Raw genomic sequence first — 23,258 nt, forward strand, 5'->3', positions numbered from 1 at the left:
CCACCTGATCGAGAACTTCCTTGCCAAACTCAAGCAATTCCGCGCCATTGCAACGCGCTACGACAAAACCGCCAGAAACTTCCTCGCAGGCGTCCACCTCACCGCCACCGCTATCTGGCTTAATTGACACCACACCCTAAAATTCGAGCCGCAAAATTATTTTTGGTCCTTTCACATTTCCTGAAGACACTTCGTCTCAGGATGGCGAACAACCGGCACATCGATGGACAGGGCGAAGACCCGGCGGCAACGCTGGTCCGGGCGGCGTTCAACCTCGGCCGGCATTATCAGGCTGATGCCGAAGTCCTGCAGCAACGCTACGCGGCGGAGCTTCGGGATCTGATCGCCGATGCGCAGGGTGAATGGCAGGCTGGTGTTCGTGGCGAGTCGATACGGGCAGATCATAGTCTGAAATATGCCGCGCCGATGATGGTCACGGCGCCGGTATCGGCGATCATGCGGTTCGCGGATTTGCCGTTCGACGCCCGCCACGTGGACGGGGTGACAGAGCGTCCCGGCGCAGGAATAGCCGGCGAAGCATTTGGCGGCGGAATATCGTCAGGAGCCTCGTTGCCATAGCATGCCCATTTGGATTCCTTCTTTTGCGACAAACCCGGCCTGACCGCGAAGACGAGATGGAGCTATGATCAGGCATTCGATGCTTGGCGTGGTCTGATCGGTGCCCGGCCGATCAGCCAGATACGCCGTCCGGACCTGAAACTATTCGCTGATCACCTGCGCGACAGGCCCAACAAGCGTGGCGGGCAACTGCATCATAAGACAATCGTGCGCAGCCTCGGCCATATCAAGAACTTCATAAGCTGGGCGGTGGCCGCCGGGCTGGCGGCCGATGACCGGTTCGATGCCGTTGCGGTTCGAAGCCTGACCGGCGAGGAGCGCCTGTCGGGGCCGCCGCGCCGGGCGTTCACCAATGACGAACTCGATCGTCTGTTCCGCTCGCCGCTGTTCGCGTTGCCGCGTCATCACCGGGATATGGCTGCGCGGTGGTTTCTGACGATTGCCGCGTTGACCGGCGCGCGCACCGAGGAGATCGCCACCGCGCCGGCCCGGCTGGTCCGCGTCGGCGACATCGACTGCATCGATCTGCGGGAGGTTGGCCGCAAGACCAGCGCCGCCCCACGGTTGATTCCGGTGCTGCCGGACCTGCTCGGGATGGGGTTGCGGGAATGGGGCGAGGCGCAGGTTGCTCGCGGATTCACGCTGGTCCAGCCCGGCGAAGAGCCTTGCACCGCCTCGGCCTGGTCGAAGCGGTTCAACCGCTATCTGAACCAGCACGTAGCGGACGATCCAAAGCTGGTGCTCTATTCCCTCAGGCATTCGTTCCGCCAGATGCTGCGCGCGGCGAATATCGGTGATGAACTGGCCGACAAGATCTTCGGCCATTCGACCGCGAAGGTCGGCGCCGGATATGGGCGCGATCTGAGCGTGGACGAGGCGCGCCTGTTCGTGGAGCGTGTCCGGCCGCCGATCGATTTGCGCCATCTCTGGAAGTCGGTAGCATGATGATCGTCACCGATATCGATGGCACTTGCATCGCGGTCGCCGCCTCATCTGTCATGTCAGGGGTGGCCAGTTCGCTGGCTTCGGGCGCAGGGCGACCCGGTCTGGGGCCTGATTGTCTGGCTTCGTTTTGGCTCTATCGCGGGTTAGCCAGCCATGCGCGCGTATCCGCGCGCAGCTGGGCAGGGGGCTTCGCCCCCATGCACCCCCACCAGGGGAGGCTTCGCCTCCCCGTGGACCCCTCCGTCGATTGCCTGTGTCACTTGATTACCGCTTCGATGTTGTCGCCCCGATCAGGGAAAGGGTGATCTGATGGGCACGCGGCGCGGCAGCGAGCAGCGGCGGATGGCGTCCGGGGTCATGGTGCGGATGGACGATGAACTGGCGGCCCGTGTCCGGTCTGCGGCTGACGCGGCAGGTCTTTCGGTTGCCGAATGGTTTCGTCGTCGCGTCGCTGATGCGGTTGGGTTTAGCCACGGGGCTGCTCGGCGAGGCTCCTCACGGCGATCGGGGAGCGTAGCGCGGTCTGAGCAGATTCGGCTGCTCGTCGCGGCTGCGGACCGGCTCGCGGAAGTCTGTGATCTCGGATGTGTCGGGCGCGCCGGGCTTTCGGATGACGCTCCGCTCTGTGCCGGGCATTGCTGCCATCCGATCATCACCGCCGCGCGCTTCGCGAGCGACGCTTTGGTCACGGCGATCGAAGCGGCGGGGTCGTCATGATTCAAGGCGGGACCCTGGGACGCGGTGGTGAAGCGCTGGCGCTGCACTTGCTCCGCACCGACGAGAACGAGGAGGTAGAGGTTCTGCCGGCACGGGGTGTGGCAGCGCTCAGCTTTCGTCCGCAACTTCGGGAGATGGTCGCCCGGACGGCGCACGGGCGGACGGAACGGCCGATCCATCACCTCCATGTCGACCCGGAGACGGAATGGACCGAGGCGCAATATGTCCGGCATCTCGAATTGTATGAGGCGGAATTCTGTCTCTCCGGCCAGCCTCGCCTCGCCGTCTTCCACCGCAAGCATGAAAGGGGCCATCGGCATTATGTGTGGACCATCGTGCGCCGCGACGGCAGCACAATCCGGATGGCACATGATTACGCCCGCCGAGAAAAATATCGCGCATCCTGGAATTCGAATTCGGCGAGCGGCACATCGCTGGTAAGCATAACCGCGCCGTCGCCGCTGCCTTGCGGTGAGAGGGGCGTCACGATGTGGTCGCCAGCCTGGAGGCGTCGGGGCTGCTCGATGTCGAGCGACCGGTTGCCGCCCTGACGCCGGATCAACGCCAGCAACAGAAACGCACCAGCGTGCGGCAGGCCCGCATCGAGGATGTCGTGCTGGCGGCGTGGCAGGAGACAGGCGATGGCGTCGCCTTCGAACGCGCAATCGAGGCGCAGGGCCTTTCTCTCGCCCTGGGCGACAAGGTGCCGGTCGTGGTCGATACCACCGGCAACGCCCATCCGCTGGCACGCCTAATCGGCAAGGCGGCAAAGGCGGCGACGCTCGGCTTGAGACCCTGACATTGCCGCCGCTCGCCGATATCCGATTCGAGACCCGGATCGTGCCTCTGATGGTGGAACTGGAGGATATTATGTCAAATCGCGTCCAACCGTGCCCCCCTTTTTGCGTCCAATTCTGATGGTGCTCGGGGCGACGGCAGTGCTGCGCTATGCCCGGCAAACCAATCCCAGCCGAACCTGGGCGACGCGGCTGCTGGAGCGCAAACGGCCGAAGGTCGTCGCCGTGGCGCTGGCCAACAAGAATGCCCGGATCGCATGGGTTTTGATGAGCAGGGACGAGAATTACGTCGCGCCGGCACTGTGATCGATATCGATCACGCCAGACCGGCCGCGATTGCTATCGCGTTGAGGTGCTGAGGAATGATGACGAACCGGTCGCATCCGGGAGCTGCTGAAATCCAAGAGGTCGGAGCGCCTCCAGAGCGCGCAATTTTGATCGGAAACCAGCTCGCGGACTTCATCATGGCCAGTGCGGTCCCATCGCACCACGAACAGGCCGTAGACATGACAGCACGCGATCATCGCCTCGTTCCACTTTCACCTTGCGCGACGGGGGCGTTCCAGACCCCCCGCGTAGCCCGGTATGGCCGCTCATCCCCATAGGATCTCGACCTCTGCCAACAATGCAGCCTTCTCAGCCGCCGACCACATCCGGCGCCGCTCAACCCGCGCGACAATCTCCCCCTCCACCAGCTGTCTCCTTATGAGCCTCCAGAAGGAGTCCAGCTAATCCGCTTGGGATCAGACCGCTACACGGCCGAGGCCGGGCGCTTACACTGATCCGATGGCCACCCCAATCTACACCGTTACGGATTCCAAAAGTCCACCACCAGCGCGGACACTACCCATGACGCGCCTCTTCAGCGTGCGCTCTTCGCTCATCATCGGACGTCTCCTCGATGACCGGCGCGTGCCGCACCCGACGAAGGGCCATCTCCCCCAGCGTCCGCAAAAGGCTCTGCCGCTGCTCCGCAAGCAACTCGCCCCACAGAACCGAGCTCAGCCGACTGCTGTCGCTCACCGCGGCCTCCAAGCCAGTGCGCCAGAGCGCGCAACGCTTGAAAGCTGATTCTCGGCGATTCGTCGAGCCCCATCAAATTACAAGCGGTGCCTTGTATGGTGTATCGAAAATCGCCTGCACTGGGTGCTCGATGTCGTGTTCCACGAGGACCTCAGCCGCCTGCGGTCCTGCGCCGGCCCACAGAACATGGCCACCGTCCGCCACATCGCCATGAACTTGCTGCGCGAGCCAAAAGACAAGCACAGCCTCAAAGTCAGGCGCAAATCCGCCGCATGGGACACCGCATACCTCGAAGCCTTGCTCCGGCAGTCACCGTGAGCACGCTTCAAGCGATCGCCCTGGCTTCTTGCCCACCCTCGGCGGGACGACGGATGAAGCCTGCTTCCTCTCGGCCGCCATGCGATGTATGGATTTTGTCTCGCTCAGGGCACGGGGCAATAGTGAAAGCCAGATGGGAAGATGACGTATTGGCGCACCGGCAGAAGCAATCTTCGCTGCCCGCCCGGCTTCACCGGCGCGAAGGCGTAGCCGATGCTGGTCGGCCAGCGGATTGCGGTGGTGCTGCCCGCCTATAACGCGGCGCGCACCCTGGCCCGGACGGTTGCCGAGATCGATCGCGACATCGTCGACGACCTGATCCTGACCGACGATGCGAGCGGCGACGAGACCGCGGCGCTCTCGCAGTCGCTTGGGCTGCACACCATCGTGCATTCCGAAAATCGCGGCTACGGCGCCAACCAGAAAACCTGCTATGCTGCGGCGCTCGCGCGGGGTGCCGACATCGTGGTGATGCTGCACCCCGACTATCAATATTCGCCGCGCCTGATCCCCGCGATGGCCTCGATGATCGTCTCCGGCCATTACGATGCCGTGCTTGCCTCGCGCATCCTCGGCGGCGGCGCGCTGGCCGGCGGCATGCCGGTCTGGAAATACCTCGCCAACCGGGGGCTGACCTGGACTGAAAACATCCTGCTCGGCCAGAAACTCTCCGAATATCACACGGGTTATCGCGCCTGGTCGCGCCGCGTTCTGGAACGCCTGCCGCTCGGTCGCTGCTCGGACGATTTCGTGTTCGACAACCAGATGATTGCCCTGGCAATCCATGCCGGTTTCCGCTTCGGCGAAATCTCCTGTCCGACCCGCTATTTCAAGGAAGCCTCGTCGATCAATTTCCGCCGCTCGGTGATTTATGGTTTCGGGGTTCTGGAAACCGCATTGCGGTTCCGGCTTGCCCGTGCCGGGTTGCGCCCATGGGCTCTCCTCGATGAAGCAAACCCATGACCGAAACACTGCCGCCCGACCTCGCACGGCCGATCAACCGCCGGCTGATCGTGGCACTGGCCGCCTTCGGGCTGCTCGGCGCCGCGTTTATCGCCAGCCTCGCCGGCGCCGCCGACTGGGCCGGCGCAGTGCTCGGTGCGCTCGACCGCCTGCGCGATCTCGGGCCGCTCGGCTGGATCGCCTTCGTCGGATTGCAGGCGCTGGTCGCCCTGATCGGTTTTCTGCCAGCCTCCCTGCTCGGCCTTGCCGCCGGTGCGGTCTATGGCATCGGGCTCGGCTTCGGGCTGGCGGCAGTTGGCGTGCTTCTGGGAGCGGCGGTCGCATTTGCCCTCGCGCGCTCGGCGTTCCGGCCAGTGATTCTCCGCCTGCTCGAAGGCCGCGCCGCCCTCGAACGGCTCGATACGGCGCTGACACGCGATGGATGGCGGCTTGTGTTGCTGATGCGCGTCTCGCCGGTGATGCCGTTTTCCCTGACCTCCTTCGCGCTCGGCCTGTCGGGTATCGACTTTCGCTCCTATGCGCTCGGCACGCTCGCGTCGCTACCCGCGCTGCTGCTCTATGTCGGTCTGGGCACGCTCGGCGCGAACGGGATCGCTTCGGCACATCGCGGCGCCAGCCCGCTTCACCTGATACTTCTTGGCCTCGGCATCGCCGCCACCTTGCTGCTCACGCTCAGAATCGGCCAGTTGCTCGCACGCGCCTTGCGGCCGCTATCGCAATCCTGACGGTTGCGATTCTCAAAGCTCCGGGCCGCGCCTCAGCTATCCGTCCAATCCTAGCGCCCGCAGCCTCGCCGATTCTTCGTCCCAGCCGGGACGATCCTTGACATGGATGAACAGGTGAACGCGACGTTCTAACAATCGCTCCAGTTCATTGCGCGCGCGCGAACCGATGGATTTCACACGCGAACCGCCTTCCCCCAGAATGATCATTTTATGTGCCGCGCGAGCGACATAGATGGTGACTTCGATCCGGGCCGAGCCGTCCTTGAGATCCTTGAAGGTCTCGGTCTCGACCGAGGCGCCATAGGGGATTTCCTCGCGGGTTTGTAGGAAAATCTGCTCGCGGACCAGTTCGGCGGCGAGCATCCGGTCGGTCTGGTCGGTGAGATCGTCCGGCGGGTAGAGATGCGGACCTTCAGGCATCGCCGCCCCCATTGCATCGAGCAGGCTGTCGATGCCGTCGCGTTTCAAGGCGCTGACCATGAAGACCTCGGAGAAGCCGCCCATCCTGCCCAGCATGTCAGCGAGAGGTAAAAGTTTTTCGCGGAGTAAAAGATCGATCTTGTTGAGGATGAGCCAGTGTCTGCGCCCGGTATTGGCCAGAGCTTCGAGCGGTTCGGCGAGATCGTCCGGGTTCGCACGGAAAGCGTCTACCAACATACAGGCAAGATCGGCGCCGGCGACCGACTCCCAGGCACTCGCGACCATCGCGCGGTCCAGTCGGCGCCTTGGCGCGAACAGGCCGGGCGTATCGACCAGAATAATCTGGGATTGCCCGCGCATGACGATGCCAGTGACGCGGAATCGCGTCGTCTGCGCCTTGGGGGTGACAATCGAAACTTTGGTACCGACTGCCTGATTCAACAGGGTGGATTTTCCGGCGTTGGGCCGGCCGAGCAGAGCGACGTAACCGCAGCGTGTCCTCATGACGTCAGCCGATCGAGCAACGCGCGCGCGGCAAGTTGTTCGGCTTCGCGTTTGGTCCCCGCCGCGCCCTCGGCCGAGGCATCGCCGATCATCACGCGGATGTGAAAGCGAGGCGCATGAGACGGGCCGATTTGCGCAATCAGTTGATAGACAGGCAAAACCGGTCCGCGGGCGAGTGCCCATTCCTGCAAGGCGGTTTTGGAATCCTTCGGCGGGGTTGCCTCCTGTGCGTCGATGCGGACGGCAAAGCTTCGCCGGACGAAGCGGCGCGCGGCGTCGAGTCCGGCATCGGCATAAAGCGCCCCGATGAGGGCTTCGAGCGCGTCGGCCAGAACCGTCGAGCGGTTGCGTACGCCGCGCTTGGATTCGCCGGGAGAGACTGAAAGAAGATCGGGCAGGCCGATCGCCTCGGCAATCGCGGCCAGCGATGGCCGCGACACCAAGTGCGCAAGGCGCGGGCCAAGCCCGCCTTCCCGCTCGCCGGGAAATCGCTCGATCAGCCATTCCGCGATCAGGAGGCCGAGAACGCGATCGCCGATGAATTCCAACCTCTCGTTCGACCCCATACCGCCCTGCCCGACGGCGGAGCGATGGGTGAGTGCCTCGGCCAGCAAACCGGGGCGCGCGAAGCTATGGCCGAGCAGGGCCTCGGCCTGCTCGTGCTTCACTTGATGACCGTGAACAGGCGATCCCACCGGATTTCGACGGGCCATTCCCAGAATTCCCACCACGGATGGTCGAGCCGGATCGAGAACCAGATCAGCCGCGCGCGGCCGACCACATTCGCGAGCGGAACATAGCCCACGGCGTTGAGGAAGCGCGAGTCTTCGCTGAAATCCCGGTTATCGCCCATCATGAACAGATGGCCGGGCGGAACGTGATAGACTTGCGTGTTGTTGGCAAAACCTTGGCTGGTCGCCTTGGCGATCAGGTGGGTAACGCCGTCCGGCAAATGTTCCTGGTAGAGCTTGACGCTGACCGGCACGCCTTCGCCGGAATCGAGCGGGGTTTCCAGATAGGTGCCGTCCGGCGTGCGGGGAACCTCGGTTCCGTTGATGTAAAGCTGACCATCGGTGACCTGAACCGTGCCACCCGGCAGGCCGATCACCCGCTTGATGTAATCGACGCTGGGATCACGCGGCAGGGCGAACACCACCACCTGCCCCATTTTCGGCACCGCGCCGAAGATGCGGCCCTTGAAATCCGGTTCGCCGAACGGAAAAGACCAGCGCGAATAGCCATAATTCCATTTGGTGACTAGCACGAAATCGCCGGGAAGCAAGGTCGGCGTCAGACTGCCGGAGGGGATGAAGAACGGCTCGAACAAAAAGGAACGGATGCCGACCGCGATCACGATGACATAGATCAGCGTGACGATCCATTCCTTGACGATCGAGCCGGTACTCTGCCGTTGCTGCGTCATGTGGTCTTCAGTTCCCATACAGGCGCCGCTTCAACCTTGCGCTGTGCGGGAAGTCAAGAAAGCTAGACGGCACAGGGGCGTGATTTGCACCGGCGCGGCGAGCGATTGTATGGCTCGGCCATCGCAACCTCCCGGACATGACCATGAAGCGTATTCTTGCTCCCATCGCCTTGTCGCTGATCGCCGTACCGGCCTTGGCGGCGCTGCCTCATCATGGGGCGAAGCCCCACAAGGCAGCGGTTGCGCAGAAAGCCGCCATCCCCGCCGGTCCGCCGCCGACGGCACCGCTCGCCGTTCCCGGTGTGCCGCAACCGCCGGTTCTGCCCGATCAGGCGAGCTACGTTCTGATGGATGCGCAGACCGGCGCGGTCATCGCCGAAAAATCACCGAATCTGGCCTGGCCGCCAGCGAGCCTGACCAAACTGATGACTGCCTATCTGGCCTATCAGGCGATCGCCCATGGCACGCTGAAAATGGATCAGACCGTGCCGGTGAGCGATGTCGCATGGCACACCGGCGGATCGCGCATGTTCATTTCGCCGAGCATGACCGTGACGGTGAACCAGTTGCTGCACGGGCTGATCATCGATTCGGGGAACGACGCCGCCGTTGCGCTGGCGCAGGCGGTGGCAGGCAGCCGCAGCGCTTTCGTGCAGTTGATGAATGGCGAAGCGGCCAAGCTGCATCTGGCCGGCACGCATTATACCAATGTCGATGGGCTGCCGGAGCCGACCTTGCGGACCACAGCGATGGACGTGGCGCTGCTGTCGCGCGCGATCGTGACGAAATATCCGGACTATCTGAAGATTTCGGCCAAGAAGCACTACACCTTCGATAAAATCCGCCAACGAAGCTGGAACCCGGTGCTATTCCACGATCCGACAGTGGATGGCCTGAAAACCGGCCGGACCAAGGAAGCCGGGCATTGCATCGACGCTACGGCAGTGCGCAAGGGCAGGCGGCTGATCGCCGTGGTTCTGGGCGGGCCAAACTGGGTCGCGAGTACCAATTCCATCGAGGCGCTGCTCGATTACGGCTATCAATTCTATACCAATGCGACCGTGGCGACCGCCGGTAAAACGGTCGGCACCATGGCGACCCCCGAACTCCAGAATACCGCGATTCCGGTCGCCGCCGCACATGATGTGGTGATGACGATTCCGGTCGTCACCGCAAAGGCCCTGATCACCACGGTCAGCTACGATCCGCCGGCGCAGGCCGGAATCGTCAAGGGCGCTCGGGTCGGCACCATCACGGTCGCATCCGGTGGTAAAACGATTGCCACAGTCCCGGCGGTTGCCGAAATCGCCGACAAACCAGCGGGATTCCTCGCCAGGATGCTGCGTCGGCTGCACAAGGCGCTGTGAAGGCGCCCAACGGGTTGCAAATCCCGCCCCTTCAGGGCATTATCCCACCCAAGATTGGCGGTCCGCCGATCGTGATCGGGCGGATCGCCGGACGCAACTCGGCGGTCGCGCCCGATTTGTCATTGAAATTGCTGTAAATTCGATTCCCGCACAGCTTACCCTGGAGAGACTGCATGTCCGGCACGCCCCTCGACAAGATCCGGAATATCGGCATCACCGCGCATATCGACGCTGGTAAAACGACGACGACCGAGCGCATCCTGTATTACACCGGCGTGTCGCACAAGATCGGCGAGGTGCATGACGGCAACACCACCACCGATTATATGGACCAGGAACGCGAGCGCGGCATCACCATCACCTCGGCCGCAGTGACCTGCGAGTGGAAGAACCATCGCATCAACATCATCGACACGCCCGGCCATATCGATTTCAACATCGAGGTGAACCGCAGCCTGCGGGTGCTGGACGGCGCGGTGTTCATCATCGAGGGCGTGGCCGGCGTGCAGCCGCAATCCGAGACCAACTGGCGTCTCGCCGATCGCTACAACGTGCCGCGCGTCATCTTTATCAACAAACTGGATCGTACCGGAGCGGATTTCTATCGCGCCTTCGCGACTTTGAAGGAAAAGCTCGACATCGTTGCCCTGCCTCTGCAATTGCCGATCGGCATCGAAGATCAGTTCGTCGGCGTGATCGATCTGGTTGAGATGAAGGCGATCGTCTGGGAAGGCGGCGAGCTTGGTGCCAAATTCCACGACGAAGCGATTCCGGCGGATCTGCTGGAAAAGGCCAAGGAACACCGCCAGATCCTGCTCGATACCGCTCTCGCGGTCGATGACGCCGGCATGGAGGAATATTTCGACAAGGGCGACGTTTCGGTCGAAACGCTGAAGCGCGCGATCAAGACCGGCACGATCAGCGGCGCGTTCCGCCCGGTGTTGTGCGGTACCGCGTTCAAGAACAAAGGGGTGCAGCCGCTGCTCGATGCGGTTCTCGACTATCTGCCGAGCCCGGTCGATGTGCCGGGCATCAAGGTCGCGGCCGAGGAAGGCGAGGAAGAAGGTGATCATCAGCGCCGGATCAAGGCCGACCCGAAGGCACCATTCGCCGGCCTCGCCTTCAAGATCATCAACGACAAATACGGCACGCTCACCTTCGTACGGGTCTATGCCGGCACGCTGAAATCGGGCGATTCGGTGCTGAACACGACCAAGGGGCACAAGGAGCGCATCGGGCGGATGTTCCAGATGCACGCCGATAAGCGCGCCGAAATCAAGGAAGTGATCGCCGGCGATATCGCGGCGTTTGTGGGGCTGAAGGATACCGGAACCGGCGATACCCTTGCGGCCGCCGAAGACCCGGTCATTCTGGAGCGCATGGCCTTCCCGGTGCCGGTGATCGACATTTCGGTCGAGCCGCGGACCAAGGAAGCCGTCGAGAAAATGACCCTGGCGCTGCAGAAGCTGGCCGGCGAAGACCCATCTCTACGCCTGCGCACGGATCAGGAGACCGGCCAGACCATCCTGTCCGGCATGGGCGAGTTGCATCTCGAAATCATCATCGATCGCCTGAAGCGTGAATACGGCGTCGAGGCCAACATCGGCGCACCGCAGGTGGCGTATCGCGAAACCATCTCGCGCACCCACACCGAAACCTACACCCATAAGAAGCAGTCGGGCGGCTCGGGCCAGTATGCCGAGGTAAAGATCATTTTCGAGCCGTTGGACCGCAATGAAGGCGTGGTGTTCGAGAATAAGGTGGTCGGCGGCGCGGTGCCGAAGGAATATATCCCTGCGGTGGAAAAGGGCATCAAGGTGCAGGCCGATACCGGCGTCCTTGCTGGTTTCCCGACGGTCGATTTCAAATACACGCTGGTCGATGGCAAGTATCACGACGTCGATTCGAGTGCGCTAGCCTTCGAAATCGCTGCCAAGGCGTGTTTCCGTGAGGGCATGAAAAAGGCGAACCCGATCATCCTCGAGCCGATCATGGATGTGGAAATCACCACGCCGCAGGACCATGTGGGCGATGTGGTAGGCGACCTCAATCGTCGGCGCGGCATGATCCAGAACCAGGAAAGCTCCGGTTCCACGATCATCGTGCGTGCTCAGGTGCCGCTGAAGGAAATGTTCGGCTATATTTCGAATCTTCGCAGCATGACCAAGGGCCGCGCATCGTTCACCATGCAGTTCCACCACTACGATCCGGTGCCGCGCAACATTGCGGACGAGATCATGGCGAAAAGCGCATGATCACCGTGCCGCAGGATCGGCGGGAGTAACGCGATGCGGCTTCGCTGGGCGCGCGGCCGCGGAACGATCGAAACCACAACGGGGCCGCGCGCAAGCGAATGGCTGGGATTGGATGACGCGGGCAACCCGATTGCCCGCGTCATTCATTTGGAGGGCCCGGTCCAGACCGAGCACGGCGTGTTCCGCGCGATCGCACTGGACCAGGAAGCGAAGCTGATCCGCCTTCTGCCGTTACCGCCCGCCGATGGCGACTGGCTCGCGGTGATCGGCGGCCGGGTCGTCGGCCGCGCCGCCGCTCCCCTCGCCGCCGTACGGCGGGCGGAAGCGGCTCTCTAGGCCGATCGTTCAGGATTGGTTGGCCGCGAGTCCGATATGGCTTTGCGCGCCGGCCGGAAACGACGTGCCGTAGGCTGCGTTGAACTTCGAAACCAGATTTGAATTACCATCTGCGCAGGCGGCCAGCAGGCCGAGCGATGCGACGGCCAGGATTCTGGGCAATGCATTCATCGGGGTAACTCCCATGCCATCGCGTGGTAGCAATTTGAAACCTGCCTCCAATGTGACATTTGAAGTTTTATATTGCAACCATTAACGACGCGAGACAGCCATGGTGAAACGTAAGAGCCACGAAGATATGCTCTGCCCGATCGCGCGGCCGCTGGATGCGATCGGCGACTGGTGGTCCCTGCTGATCGTGCGCGATGCCTTCGCGGGCAAGCGCCGCTTCGGGGAATTCCAAAAAAGCCTCGGGTTGGCGAAGAACATCCTCGCGGCACGGCTGCGCAACCTGTTGGCTCATGGCATTTTAGAGGCAGTGCCAGCTTCGGATGGCAGCGCCTATCAGAACTATGTTCTTACCCAGAAAGGGCACGATCTGTTCCCGGTGCTCATAGCGCTGTGGCAATGGGGCGAGACGTATTTTTTCGAATCCGGTGAATCTTGCCCACCCCTGATTGACCGCCGGGACGGCCTACCGGTCCGGCCGCTGGAACTTCGCGCGGAAGATGGCCGTCTCCTTGGCGCGGCGGATGTCGTCGTGAAACGATAGAATTGGCTGCGTCGGCAATTAAGTTCCTAAAATCAGTAAGATTTTAGACTTGATACCCGCGTGCTATGGTTGCCCAAACCGAAGGAGCGGCGACTTGGACCAGCAAGCGAAACCTAATGTCACGGCGCACGACATCGAGGGAGCCGAGCGGGTCGTTGGCATCCGCTACACCCCGGCGGAGCGCGCGCTGATGGACGGCGCGTTCGCCGAGCAGATCTTTCTTGCTCAAACCCGCCGCGCCTATGTTCTCGATGACCAAATCGCCCCGGCCACGGTGTTCGATCCACGCCTTCCCGGCTTTTCCATGCGCGATCGGGGACCGCTTCTTATCCCCGAAACAACGTCGGAACTTCCTGAAGATGACGATGCCATCGCGTTTGCCCCGATCGCCACCCAGATTGCCTGGATCCGCCAGGGCAGACTGACCGCGACCCGCCTGACCGGTCTCTATCTCGACCGGATCGAACGGCTGAACCCGCGCCTGCTGTGCTACGCCCGTCTCAATCCGGCCGCGCGCGACGAGGCCGCGATGCTCGACGCCCGTGCCGCGCGCGGCGACTGGGCCGGACCGCTGCATGGCATTCCCTATGCCTGCAAGGACATCATCGACACGGCAGGCATCGTCACCGATTGGGGCGCGGAACCCTATCTCGGCCGCATCCCGGAGCGCGACGCCGTGGTGGTTGAACGGCTGCGCGCGGCCGGCGCCGTTCTGCTCGGCAAATCGAGCGTCGGTGCCCTCGCCTATGGCGATCTCTGGCATGGCGGACGAACCCGCAATCCATGGAACACCGAGGAAGGATCGTCCGGGTCCTCCGCCGGCTCAGCCTCGGCCGTCGCGGCCGGGCTCTGCGGCTTCTCACTCGGCACCGAGACCTATGGCTCGATCATCTCGCCCTCGACCCGCTGCGGCACGGTGGGTCTGCGCCCGACCTTTGGCCGGGTTGCCCGCACCGGCGTCATGCCTCTCTGCCCGAGCCTCGACAAGATCGGTCCAATCTGCCGCACGGTTGATGATGCCACCCTGATTCTTTCGGCAATCAACGGCGCCGACTCAGCCGATGTCGCGAGCATCGCCACACCATTCGGCGGCGATCTCGGCCTCGACCCCGCCACCCTGCGGGTCGGCTATTTCCCCGTGGATTTCGAAAACAATGATACTCTCGACGAGGACCGCGGCATGCTGGAGCATTGCCGTGCGCTCGGGGTCACGCTGGTCGAATGCGAACGCCCCGATCTGCCCTATGACAGCCTTGTCTCGATCCTGATGACCGAAGCTGCGGCCTATTTCGAGCCGCTCACCCTGTCGGACCGGGACGACCTGCTTGCCTGGCAGGATGTCCATGCCTGGCCCAACCAGTTTCGCATGGCGCGTTTTCTCTCGGCGGTCGATCACATCCAACTCGACCGGCTGCGCCGGCGTGTGATGATCGCGCTTGACGAAGTCTTTACCGGCATCGACGTTTTGATCGGCCCGAGTTTCGCAGGCCCGATGCTCGGAATCACCAACTTCACCGGCCATCCATGTCTCTGCCTGCCCTCCGGCCTGATCGACAGCCCAAGCCGCCTCGCGGATACGCTCGCCGGCACGCAGAGCGATCCGGCAGCGCCTCGCTATCGTGTGCCCCACTCGATCTGCCTCTGGGCGTCTCTTTTCGACGAAGCGCCGATGCTCATCCTCGGCCGGGCACTGGCAAACCGTCTAGCGCTCGACCTCCGGCCACCCATGACGAATCAGGAGAATATGTGACAAAAGGATAAAAAACGAGAGATATTGACCATAGTATCTTTTTAGGGAGATTCGCCCGCCATGGACGGAAATATCATCGATGCGAGCGGTCCATCCGCCGATCTGGCGCGCGATATGATGGTCGTTCGCGCCAGCGGCCTGCTCGATGCCGGGTTTTATGCCGCCCAAGCGCCCGAGTTGCCGCCGGAATCCGACGCCGTCACGCATTTCAGCACGACCGGCTGGCGCGACGGGCGCAAACCGAATCCGTATTTCGACCCCAAATTCTATTATGCAAGGAACCCCGACATCGCGGTTCTCGGACTGAACCCACTGGTTCATTACATCGAGTTCGGCGATCGCGAGGGACGCGACCCCTCACAGATGTTTCACGTGCTCTGGTATCGCGAGACCTACGGCATCCCGGATGCCGAAAACGCGCTCGCCGACTATCTTGCCCGCCGGCGCACCGGACAGGTCAGCCCGGTGCCAGTCTTCGACGCGGCATGGTATCTCGAGCATAATCCCGACGTCGCGGCGACCATGTCTGACCCGTTCGAGCATTTTTGCGCGTTCGGAGTCGCCGAATCGCGCGATCCCGCGCCGGGCTTCGATATCGGATTCTATCGAACCCGTTACGCCGCCGATATCGGCGACCAGAATCCGCTCCTGCACTATCTCGCTCATCGCGGAGGACGGTTCCTGCCGTGCCGCCCCGCCCACGAACGGCTGATCGCCGGCGCGGTACGGGCCGCTACCCGCCCGTCGCCCGATTTCGAATCGCTTCAGCGCCTGCCCCTAAGCGCGCCGCGCCAGGCTACCCTGCTCGCCTATTATCTGCCGCAGTTCCATCCGATCCCGGAAAACGATGCATGGTGGGGACAAGGCTTCACCGACTGGACCAACCTTGCCCGCGCGACTCCGCGCTTCGCCGGCCACTATCAGCCCCGCGTGCCGCGCGATCTCGGCTATTATTCGCTGGACGATCCCGCGACCCTGCCGCGCCAGATCGATCTTGCCCGCGCCGCCGGCATCGGCGGGTTCGTGTTCTACTATTACTGGTTCAACGGCAGGCGGCTCCTCGAAAAGCCGCTCGAACGCCTGCTTGCCGACCCCGCGCTGGATACGCGCTTCTGCCTGATGTGGGCGAACGAGAACTGGACCCGGCGCTGGGACGGGCTGGAGCGCGAAATCATGCTCGCGCAGGATTATCGCGCCGAGGACGATATCGCGCTGATCGACGATTTCGCCCGCCACTTCGCCGATAAACGCTATATCCGGCTCGACGGCAGGCCGTTGCTGATGATCTATCGTGCGGCACTGATTCCCGACGGCGCGGCAACCATTTCACGCTGGCGTGCCTTATTCGCCGAGCGGCACGGCGAAAACCCGCTGATCTTCATGGCACAGAGCTTCCACGACTACGATCCCGCTCGGCACGGCCTGGATGGCGCGGTCGAGTTTCCGCCCCACAAGCTGGTGGTCGATGCCCCCAAGATCAATGCGGGTCTCGATCTGTTCGATCCCGAATTCTCGGCCGATGTTTATCGCTACGACGATATCGCAGCCGCTTCGCTCGCCGAACCCGATCCGTCCTATCCGCTGATCCGCACTGCCGTTCCCGGCTGGGACAACGACCCGAGGCGCGAGGGTGCGGGTGTCGTGCTGCACGATGTATCGCCCGCCGCCTACCAGGCCTGGCTCGCCGCGCTGATCGAACGCGCCCGGTGCAATCCGGTGTTCGGCGAGCCGATCGTCTGCATCAACGCCTGGAACGAATGGGCGGAGGGTGCCTATCTCGAGCCCGATTTGCATTTCGGCGGCGCTTTCCTGAATGCAACCGGCCGCGCCGCAACGGGAGTGCATCCGGCCGATACAACGCGCAACGTACTGCTGGTCGGCCACGACGCCTTGGCCCACGGCGCCCAGATGCTTCTATTGCATCTCGCCCGTCATCTGCGCCGCAATCACGGCATCACTCCGCGCATCCTGCTGCTCGGCGGCGGCCCGATGATCGCCGCCTATGAGGCCGAAGGCGTGGTCGATCTCGCACCCGACGAAGGCGCGCTGACCCGTCACATCGCGCTCTATCGAGAGCGCGGCATTGCCTGCGCCATTGTCAACAGCACGGCCTCGGCGCGGATTTGCCGCCTGCTTGCCGATATTGGCATCCCATCCACCCTCCTGATCCATGAAATGCCCCGGCTGATCCAGGAGAAATCCCTGCGCGGCGTGGCTCGCCAGGGCATGAATGCCGCCCGCGCCGTGGTATTCTCGTCCAATTTCGTGCGCGACGCGCTTTGTGCGGCTCTCGATGCGGCTCCTCCGACGGTTCATGTTCTCGCCCAGGGCAATTATCAGGAAATCGGCTTCACCAATGCCGCCCGTGCCGAATTTCGCGTCGCCCACGGCATCAAACCCGAGGATTACGTCGTGCTCGGTGTCGGGTTCGCCGATCTACGCAAAGGGTTCGACCTGTTTCTTCAGATATTCCGCCTCTTTGCCGCTGCTCGCGCCGATGTCCATTTCATCTGGATGGGCGAGGCGCATCTGTGGATTCGCGATTACCTTGGCACCGAAATCGCCGCTGCCGCGGCGACCGGGCAATTCCATTTGCTGCCATTCGATGAGGCTATCGCGCCTGCCTATGCAGCGGCGGATATCTACGCTCTCACCTCGCGCGAAGACCCGCTGCCCACCACGGTGATCGAGGCGATGGCTGCCGGCGTGCCCAGCATCGCCTTTGAAGCTGCCGGCGGCATTCCCGATCTGCAACGTGAGACCGCGACCGGCAGCGCCGTGCCTCCGGGCAATGTCGCCGCCTTCGCGGTCGCCCTGGCCGCGCGCCTGGATCATGCCGCACTGGAAGCCGATCGGCCGCGCATCGCCAGGATCGCGGCGAAACGTTTCGATTTCGCCGCGTATACAAACGCTCTGCTCGGCATCGCCCACCCCGGCCTCGTCCGCATCTCGTGTGCCGTGCTGAGCTACAATTACCGCGACTATCTGGCCGAACGCCTCGGCTCGGTCTTCGGCCAGACCTACCCGGCCGCCGAAGTTCTGCTGCTCGACGACGCATCGACTGACGACTCGGTCGCCGAAGCGCAGCGCATCGCCGCGGATTGGCGGCGCAGCCTCGTGATCCATCACAATCAAACCAATAGCGGATCGGTCCTTGCCCAGTGGCGCCGCGCCGCAACCCTCGCTGCCGGCGATTTTCTCTGGCTCGCCGAAGCCGACGACGCGGCCGAGCCGCGTTTCCTCGCCCGTCTGGCCGATGCGCTGAGCCGTACGCCCGACGCGGTGATGGCGGTAGCCGATTCTCGCGCGATCGATTCTAAAGGCCGAACGGTGATGGAGGATTACCAGCGCTATTATATCGAGTCGGAGATCACCGACCTTGCCCATACCACCGTCTTCGAAGCACAGGATTTCGCCGCCCGGTTCCTCGCCCGGCGCAATCTGATCCTGAACGTGAGCGCCGTGATCTTCCGCCGCACCGCTCTGCTCGCCGCGCTGGAGCGCCTGGGCGATGAAATCGAAACCTGGCGGCTGGCCGGCGACTGGCGTGCCTATCTCGAGCTTCTGGCCGCAGGAGGCGGCTCGGTGGTCTGGCTGGCCGAGCCGCTGAACGTTCACCGCCGGCATGATCGCGGCATAACCCAGGCGCTGGACGCCGAACGCCACCTGGCCGAAATCGCCCGGATGCAGGACATCGCCGCCGAACGGCTCGGATTGGATGATGCCGCAAGACAGCGTCAAAGCGCGGACCGCGCCGAGATCGCCCTTCGGTTCGGTGTCGCAAAAATCGACACTGCATTGCACAATTCAACCGAGCCTGCTTAAACCGGGATAACAAGACTCCCTTCGGCTATCATTTCGGAACGACGGATAATTCAAACCAGACTAACTGGGGTTTCGGTATGAACATCATGATCACCGGCGGCTGCGGCTTCATCGGTTCGGCCGTGATTCGCCATCTGATCGCATCATCCGATCATCGGATCGTCAATATCGACAAAATGACCTACGCCGCCTCCGAGACCGCGCTGGGCACCGCCCGGACCGATCCGCGCCACACCCTGATCCGCGCCGACATCGCCGATGCCGCGGCGATGCGCGCCGCCTTCGCGACCCATCAGCCCGACATGGTGATGCACCTTGCCGCGGAATCCCATGTCGATCGCTCGATCGACGGACCGCGCGATTTCATCGAAACCAACATCACCGGCACCTTCGTGCTCCTCGAAGCCGCCCGCGCATATTGGACCGGCCTGCCGGCGACCCGCAAAGCCGCGTTCCGCTTTCACCATATTTCGACCGATGAAGTGTTCGGCGCGCTCGACCCGACCGATCCGCCGTTCACCGAAACCACCCCCTACGATCCGCGCAGCCCCTATTCGGCGAGCAAGGCCGCCTCCGATCATCTGGTCCGCGCCTGGCACCATACCTACGGCCTGCCAACCATCGTTTCCAACACCACCAACAATTACGGGCCGTGGCAATTCCCCGAGAAACTCATCCCCCTCGTCCTGCTCAACGCGCTCGACGGCAGGCCCCTGCCGGTCTATGGCGACGGCTCCAACCTGCGGGACTGGCTGTTCGTCGACGACCACGCCGAAGCCCTCGCCCGCGTCGCCACCACCGGCGAACCGGGCGCGACCTACGCCATCGGCGCCCGTCAGCCGCGCAGCAATCTCGATGTCGTCACCGCGATCTGCCGCATCCTCGATGCCAAACGTCCCGATCCCGCCGGCCCTCGCGCGCGACTGATCCGCTTCGTCACCGACCGCCCCGGTCACGATTTCCGCTACGAAATCGACCCTTCCCGCTCGGAATCCGCTCTCAACTGGACCGCCCGCCACGATTTTGAAACCGGCCTCGCCCGCACGATCGACTGGTATCTCGACAACACATCGTGGTGGCAATCGATCCGCACCGCCCGCTACGCCGGTCAACGCCTGGGAACCGCGGCATGACCAGCGCCGGAACGGTGATCGGGAAGATTCTCCTCCAGGTGCATTCCATCGGCGTTCGCAGACGGAGCCTTGGCACCTTTCTCCCCACACCCAGCCTGGCATCTCAGCGTGGAGCCCTGCTGTGATTACCAAGGGCATCGTTCTGGCCGGCGGTTCGGGAACGCGGCTGCATCCGATCACCCAGGCGTCGTCGAAGCAATTGCTGCCGGTCTATGACAAGCCGATGGTGTATTATCCGCTATCGACACTGCTTCTGGCCGGAATACGGGATATTCTGCTGATTTCGACGCCGGTGGATCTGCCGCAATTCCAGCGTTTGCTGGACGATGGCAGCCAGTTCGGCATCACGATCACCTATGCCGAGCAGCCGAGCCCGGATGGGCTGGCACAGGCATTTCTGATCGGCGCGGATTGGCTGGGCGGGCAAAGTTGCGCGCTGGCGTTGGGCGACAATCTGATCCACGCGGATCATTTGTCGGTATCGTTGCGTGCAGCCGCCTCGCGGCCCAAGGGGGCGACGGTCTTCGCCTATCAAGTGCGCGACCCGGAGCGGTATGGCGTGGTGAGCTTCGATGCTGACGGAAGGGTGGTGGACATCGTCGAGAAACCCGCGGTACCGACCTCCAACTGGGCGGTCACCGGACTGTATTTCTATGACGAGCGGGTGACCAATTTCGCCCGCTCGATCAAGCCTTCGTCACGCGGCGAGCTGGAGATCACCGACCTCAACCATCTCTACCTGAACGATGGTTCGCTGCAGGTGGAAAAGCTCGGACGCGGCACCGCCTGGCTCGATGCCGGAACACCCGATTCATTGCTGCAAGCGGCAACCTTCGTGCAAACGATCCAGTCTCGCCAGGGCAACCTGGTCGGTTGCCCCGAAGAGGTGGCTTTCCGCATGGGCTATATCGACGCCGAGACTCTGCGCGGCCGGGCCGCACGGCTCGGCAAGACCGAACTTGGACGGGTTCTGGCCGAATTGGCCGACGGGCTGCATGGATAGGGATTGAGGTCGGATGATCGAAACGCTCGAAATCAAAGATGTTTTGCTGATCACCCCGCCGCGGTTCGGCGATTCGCGCGGCTGGTTTTCGGAAAGCTGGAACAAGGCGAAGCTGGCGAGCGCCGGTTTCGTGCAGGATTTCGTGCAGGACAATCACTCCTATTCGGCGAATCGCGGCACGATCAGGGGGTTGCACTGCCAGATCGCGCCATTCGTGCAGGGTAAGCTGGTGCGCTGCGTGCGCGGCGCGATCTGGGATGTCGCGATCGATATCCGGCGCGGATCGCCCACCTACGGTCGGCACGTGGCGGCAGAACTCAGTGCCGCCAACGGCACGCAGCTCTGGATTCCTGGCGGGTTTCTCCATGGATTCTGCACCCGGGAACCAGAGTCCGAGGTGATTTACAAAGTGACCGGCGGCTACGACAAAGCCTCGGAGCGCGGGGTGATCTGGAACGACCCCGATCTCGCTTTGCCGTGGCCGATTGCGCCGGATGAGGCGGTTTTGTCGGAAAAGGACGCAATCTTGCCCCGTTTCGCCGCCTGCGAGAGCTGGTTTTCGGTGTGACATGAAACCGGGCCCGATCCTTATCACGGGTGCGACGGGTCAACTCGGCATGGCCCTTGCCTTGCAGGCGTCGGCCCGCGAACTCGCGCATGTCGCGGTCGGACGGCCAGATTTCGATTTCGACGCGCTTGATACCGTCGGCCGGTGCGTCGCGGCGACAGCCCCCTCGCTGATCGTCAATGCCGCCGCATGGACGGCGGTGGATGCCGCAGAAACCAACGCGGACGCCGCCTATCGCGCCAACCGGGACGGACCGGAAGAATTGGCGGCGCTTTGCCGGATACACGAAATTCCGCTGATCCATGTCTCGACCGATTATGTGTTCGACGGCGAAAAGGGTGCGCCCTATGTCGAAGCCGATCCGGTCGCCCCGCTCGGCGTCTACGGTGCGAGCAAGGAGGCCGGCGAGCGCGCGGTGCTCGGCAGCGGCGCTGATGCGATCGTGCTGCGCACCGCCTGGGTGTTTTCCGCACGAGGCAAAAACTTCGCCCGCACCATGATCAACGCGGCGCGCAGAACCGGCGCGCTCAAGGTCGTCGCCGATCAGCGCGGCGCGCCGACCGCAGCCGAAGATCTCGCCGGTGCGATTCTCGATATCGTGGTAAAACTCCGGCGCAACGGCTGGCGCACAGAATATCAGGGCGTGTTTCATGCTACCAATACGGGCGAGACCACATGGCATGGCTTCGCCGAAGCGATTTTCGATGTCGCGGCCCTGCATGGCGAGGTTCGCCCGACCGTCACCCCGATTGCGACCGCCGACTGGCCGACGCCCACTAAACGCCCCGCCGATTCCCGGCTCGACTGCACGAAGCTCGCAACGATCTTTCAGATGACGTTGCCTGACTGGCGAGACGCGACGCATCGGGTCGTCACCGCGATTCTTTCACAGGATCGGCCAACGTGATCGCGATCCTGCTCTCGACCTATAACGGCGCGCGCTTTCTCGCCGAACAATTGGACAGTTTCGAACAGCAGACCGACCGCGATTGGTGCCTCGTCTGGCGCGACGACGGTTCCACTGACGACACCAGGACCATTATGTACGATTTTACCGCCCGCATCGGCGAGATGCGCTGCCGCGAAGCAGCGGGATCGGGAGTACATCTCGGTGCCGCACAGAGTTTTCTTGCCTTGCTGCCCGAAGCGGCGGATGCCGAAGCGGTTGCCTTTGCCGATCAGGACGATGTCTGGCTGCCCGACAAGCTCGCCCGCGCCCGGCACGGGCTGGCCTCGGCGGGCAACCGGGCAGTCCTTTACTGCGCCCGACAATATCTGGTCGACGAGCATCTGCAGGGGCGCCGTCTGTCGATTTTATCTGGAAACCAACCAGGCTTTCCGGCCAGCCTCACCCAGAACATCGTCCATGGCAACACCATGGTCATGAATCGTGCGGCGGCCAATCTGGTGTCGCGCATCCCCGGCCCGCTCGGCACGGTGCATGACTGGTGGAGCTATATCGTGATCACCGCCTGCGGCGGCGAAGTGGTGATCGATCCCAAGCCGGTCGTGCTCTATCGCCAGCACAAGGGCAATCTGATCGGCTCGCCGCCGTCCACTCTGGCGCGGGCGATCGCCGCGATCCGGCGTGGCCCCGGCAGCTTCATGACCATGATGCGCCGCCACGTGTTCCAGCTTGCCGCGCATACCGAGTATCTGACAGATCAGGCACGAAACGATGTTGCCCGGATCGGTGCGGGATTGCGCGGCGGCATCGCGCGGCGCACCCACGCATTGCGTTGCCCCGGCTTGAAGCGGCAGACCGAGCTGGAAAACGTGCTGTTTCGGTTCTGGTTCATGATTGGTTAATTTCAAATGCCTTCAAGCGCCGGACGAGCGCATCCGCGCTCTTAGGCTTCCGCGTCACAAGGCGCGCACCGCATTCGCGGCGGCAG

The 23,258-nt window shown here is 63.1% G+C and carries 22 protein-coding genes and 3 pseudogenes; 20 read left to right on the plus strand and 5 right to left on the minus strand.

Annotation, left to right across the window (positions count from 1 at the left end; translation table 11 throughout):
• From AiwAL_RS02930 to AiwAL_RS02940, 3 genes and pseudogenes are all read left to right on the plus strand, one after another.
• Positions 1-127: pseudogene (locus AiwAL_RS02930) on the plus strand (IS5/IS1182 family transposase); the annotation flags it as partial.
• A gap of 74 nt (positions 128-201) precedes the next feature.
• Entirely contained in the window at positions 202-579 is a 378-nt protein-coding gene (locus AiwAL_RS02935) for a hypothetical protein (protein ID WP_235703289.1), read from the plus strand.
• Positions 580-786: 207 nt separating this feature from the next.
• Positions 787-1,524, plus strand: coding sequence for a hypothetical protein (locus AiwAL_RS02940; RefSeq protein ID WP_235703288.1), 738 nt, complete (start codon positions 787-789; stop codon positions 1,522-1,524).
• Positions 1,525-1,788: 264 nt separating this feature from the next.
• Here AiwAL_RS02940 and AiwAL_RS02945 read toward each other — a convergent pair whose 3' ends face one another.
• Positions 1,789-1,998 carry a hypothetical protein gene (locus tag AiwAL_RS02945; protein ID WP_235703287.1) on the minus strand — a complete coding sequence of 70 codons (210 nt, stop codon included), beginning with the start codon at positions 1,996-1,998 and terminating at the stop codon, positions 1,789-1,791.
• Between the two features lie 239 nt (positions 1,999-2,237).
• Between AiwAL_RS02945 and AiwAL_RS02950 the strand changes: the two genes are divergently transcribed.
• The 6 genes and pseudogenes from AiwAL_RS02950 (at position 2,238) to AiwAL_RS02975 (ending at position 6,067) form a co-directional block, all read left to right on the plus strand.
• Complete coding sequence (locus tag AiwAL_RS02950) at positions 2,238-2,792, plus strand: relaxase/mobilization nuclease domain-containing protein (protein WP_235703286.1); 555 nt, start codon at positions 2,238-2,240, stop codon at positions 2,790-2,792.
• Entirely contained in the window at positions 2,732-3,040 is a 309-nt protein-coding gene (locus AiwAL_RS02955; protein WP_235703285.1) for a hypothetical protein, read from the plus strand. The genes AiwAL_RS02950 and AiwAL_RS02955 overlap by 61 nt, the downstream gene beginning before the upstream one ends.
• Positions 3,041-3,155: 115 nt before the next feature.
• Positions 3,156-3,344 (plus strand): annotated as a pseudogene (locus AiwAL_RS02960) (IS110 family transposase); the annotation flags it as partial.
• 813 nt (positions 3,345-4,157) lie between these two features.
• Positions 4,158-4,379, plus strand: a pseudogene (locus AiwAL_RS02965) (transposase); the annotation flags it as partial.
• A 213-nt stretch (positions 4,380-4,592) separates the two neighbouring features.
• Positions 4,593-5,342, plus strand: coding sequence for a glycosyltransferase family 2 protein (locus AiwAL_RS02970; protein WP_235703284.1), 750 nt, complete (start codon positions 4,593-4,595; stop codon positions 5,340-5,342).
• Positions 5,339-6,067 carry a TVP38/TMEM64 family protein gene (locus AiwAL_RS02975; RefSeq protein ID WP_235703283.1) on the plus strand — a complete coding sequence of 243 codons (729 nt, stop codon included), beginning with the start codon at positions 5,339-5,341 and terminating at the stop codon, positions 6,065-6,067. Before AiwAL_RS02970 ends, AiwAL_RS02975 begins: the two co-directional genes overlap by 4 nt.
• A gap of 36 nt (positions 6,068-6,103) precedes the next feature.
• Here AiwAL_RS02975 and era read toward each other — a convergent pair whose 3' ends face one another.
• From era to lepB, 3 genes are read right to left on the minus strand one after another with little or no spacing between them, the layout of a single operon-like run.
• The gene (era, locus tag AiwAL_RS02980; RefSeq protein ID WP_235703282.1) at positions 6,104-6,991 is read right to left on the minus strand and encodes a GTPase Era; all 888 of its coding nucleotides are present in this window, start codon (positions 6,989-6,991) and stop codon (positions 6,104-6,106) included.
• Complete coding sequence (gene rnc / locus AiwAL_RS02985; protein WP_235703281.1) at positions 6,988-7,704, minus strand: ribonuclease III; 717 nt, start codon at positions 7,702-7,704, stop codon at positions 6,988-6,990. Before rnc ends, era begins: the two co-directional genes overlap by 4 nt.
• A complete protein-coding gene (gene lepB, locus AiwAL_RS02990) occupies positions 7,656-8,414 on the minus strand; it encodes a signal peptidase I (RefSeq protein ID WP_235703280.1) in 759 nt (252 codons plus the stop codon). The genes rnc and lepB overlap by 49 nt, the downstream gene beginning before the upstream one ends.
• Before the next feature lie 143 nt (positions 8,415-8,557).
• Between lepB and AiwAL_RS02995 the strand changes: the two genes are divergently transcribed.
• The 3 genes from AiwAL_RS02995 to AiwAL_RS03005 all read left to right on the plus strand — a co-directional run bounded on the left by AiwAL_RS02995 (position 8,558) and on the right by AiwAL_RS03005 (position 12,372).
• Complete coding sequence (locus AiwAL_RS02995) at positions 8,558-9,781, plus strand: D-alanyl-D-alanine carboxypeptidase family protein (protein ID WP_262312078.1); 1,224 nt, start codon at positions 8,558-8,560, stop codon at positions 9,779-9,781.
• Positions 9,782-9,954: 173 nt separating this feature from the next.
• Positions 9,955-12,036, plus strand: coding sequence for an elongation factor G (gene fusA / locus AiwAL_RS03000; protein WP_235703278.1), 2,082 nt, complete (start codon positions 9,955-9,957; stop codon positions 12,034-12,036).
• A gap of 33 nt (positions 12,037-12,069) precedes the next feature.
• Entirely contained in the window at positions 12,070-12,372 is a 303-nt protein-coding gene (locus tag AiwAL_RS03005; RefSeq protein ID WP_235703277.1) for a hypothetical protein, read from the plus strand.
• 9 nt (positions 12,373-12,381) lie between these two features.
• Here the strand turns inward: AiwAL_RS03005 and AiwAL_RS03010 are convergent, their stop codons facing one another.
• Complete coding sequence (locus AiwAL_RS03010) at positions 12,382-12,543, minus strand: hypothetical protein (protein WP_235703276.1); 162 nt, start codon at positions 12,541-12,543, stop codon at positions 12,382-12,384.
• A gap of 127 nt (positions 12,544-12,670) precedes the next feature.
• Between AiwAL_RS03010 and AiwAL_RS03015 the strand changes: the two genes are divergently transcribed.
• The 8 genes from AiwAL_RS03015 (at position 12,671) to AiwAL_RS03050 (ending at position 23,172) form a co-directional block, all read left to right on the plus strand.
• On the plus strand, positions 12,671-13,084 hold the full coding sequence (locus tag AiwAL_RS03015; protein WP_262312080.1) for a helix-turn-helix domain-containing protein: 414 nt from the start codon (positions 12,671-12,673) through the stop codon (positions 13,082-13,084).
• Positions 13,085-13,178: 94 nt separating this feature from the next.
• Complete coding sequence (locus AiwAL_RS03020; protein WP_235703274.1) at positions 13,179-14,834, plus strand: amidase; 1,656 nt, start codon at positions 13,179-13,181, stop codon at positions 14,832-14,834.
• 60 nt (positions 14,835-14,894) lie between these two features.
• Positions 14,895-18,659: a glycoside hydrolase family 99-like domain-containing protein gene (locus AiwAL_RS03025; protein ID WP_235703273.1), complete on the plus strand. Its 3,765-nt coding sequence runs from the start codon at positions 14,895-14,897 to the stop codon at positions 18,657-18,659.
• Positions 18,660-18,736: 77 nt separating this feature from the next.
• Positions 18,737-19,792 carry a dTDP-glucose 4,6-dehydratase gene (gene rfbB / locus AiwAL_RS03030; protein ID WP_235703272.1) on the plus strand — a complete coding sequence of 352 codons (1,056 nt, stop codon included), beginning with the start codon at positions 18,737-18,739 and terminating at the stop codon, positions 19,790-19,792.
• A gap of 121 nt (positions 19,793-19,913) precedes the next feature.
• Complete coding sequence (rfbA, locus tag AiwAL_RS03035; protein WP_235703271.1) at positions 19,914-20,795, plus strand: glucose-1-phosphate thymidylyltransferase RfbA; 882 nt, start codon at positions 19,914-19,916, stop codon at positions 20,793-20,795.
• Positions 20,796-20,808: 13 nt separating this feature from the next.
• Positions 20,809-21,363 (plus strand): dTDP-4-dehydrorhamnose 3,5-epimerase, encoded by a 555-nt coding sequence (gene rfbC, locus AiwAL_RS03040; RefSeq protein WP_235703270.1) that lies wholly within the window; start codon positions 20,809-20,811, stop codon positions 21,361-21,363.
• Between the two features lies 1 nt (position 21,364).
• Positions 21,365-22,270 carry a dTDP-4-dehydrorhamnose reductase gene (gene rfbD / locus AiwAL_RS03045; protein ID WP_262312081.1) on the plus strand — a complete coding sequence of 302 codons (906 nt, stop codon included), beginning with the start codon at positions 21,365-21,367 and terminating at the stop codon, positions 22,268-22,270.
• Entirely contained in the window at positions 22,267-23,172 is a 906-nt protein-coding gene (locus tag AiwAL_RS03050) for a glycosyltransferase (protein WP_235703268.1), read from the plus strand. The genes rfbD and AiwAL_RS03050 overlap by 4 nt, the downstream gene beginning before the upstream one ends.
• Positions 23,173-23,258: the final 86 nt, after the last annotated feature.

The sequence above is a fragment of the Acidiphilium sp. AL genome (assembly GCF_025499445.1).
Lineage (GTDB): Bacteria > Pseudomonadota > Alphaproteobacteria > Acetobacterales > Acetobacteraceae > Acidiphilium > Acidiphilium iwatense.

Bases quoted from the DNA above. Each gene is read 5' to 3' on its own strand.
- AiwAL_RS03005 (WP_235703277.1), top strand. From the start codon at position 12,070: ATGCGGCTTCGCTGGGCGCGCGGCCGCGGAACGATCGAAACCACAACG.
- AiwAL_RS03015 (WP_262312080.1), top strand. From the start codon at position 12,671: ATGCTCTGCCCGATCGCGCGGCCGCTGGATGCGATCGGCGACTGGTGG.
- AiwAL_RS02970 (WP_235703284.1), top strand. From the start codon at position 4,593: ATGCTGGTCGGCCAGCGGATTGCGGTGGTGCTGCCCGCCTATAACGCG.
- AiwAL_RS02995 (WP_262312078.1), top strand. From the start codon at position 8,558: ATGAAGCGTATTCTTGCTCCCATCGCCTTGTCGCTGATCGCCGTACCG.
- lepB (WP_235703280.1), bottom strand. From the start codon at position 8,414: ATGACGCAGCAACGGCAGAGTACCGGCTCGATCGTCAAGGAATGGATC.
- AiwAL_RS03010 (WP_235703276.1), bottom strand. From the start codon at position 12,543: ATGAATGCATTGCCCAGAATCCTGGCCGTCGCATCGCTCGGCCTGCTG.
- AiwAL_RS02950 (WP_235703286.1), top strand. From the start codon at position 2,238: ATGATTCAAGGCGGGACCCTGGGACGCGGTGGTGAAGCGCTGGCGCTG.
- rfbB (WP_235703272.1), top strand. From the start codon at position 18,737: ATGAACATCATGATCACCGGCGGCTGCGGCTTCATCGGTTCGGCCGTG.
- AiwAL_RS02935 (WP_235703289.1), top strand. From the start codon at position 202: ATGGCGAACAACCGGCACATCGATGGACAGGGCGAAGACCCGGCGGCA.
- rfbC (WP_235703270.1), top strand. From the start codon at position 20,809: ATGATCGAAACGCTCGAAATCAAAGATGTTTTGCTGATCACCCCGCCG.
- AiwAL_RS02975 (WP_235703283.1), top strand. From the start codon at position 5,339: ATGACCGAAACACTGCCGCCCGACCTCGCACGGCCGATCAACCGCCGG.
- rfbD (WP_262312081.1), top strand. From the start codon at position 21,365: ATGAAACCGGGCCCGATCCTTATCACGGGTGCGACGGGTCAACTCGGC.
- AiwAL_RS03025 (WP_235703273.1), top strand. From the start codon at position 14,895: ATGGACGGAAATATCATCGATGCGAGCGGTCCATCCGCCGATCTGGCG.
- rnc (WP_235703281.1), bottom strand. From the start codon at position 7,704: ATGGCCCGTCGAAATCCGGTGGGATCGCCTGTTCACGGTCATCAAGTG.
- era (WP_235703282.1), bottom strand. From the start codon at position 6,991: ATGAGGACACGCTGCGGTTACGTCGCTCTGCTCGGCCGGCCCAACGCC.
- fusA (WP_235703278.1), top strand. From the start codon at position 9,955: ATGTCCGGCACGCCCCTCGACAAGATCCGGAATATCGGCATCACCGCG.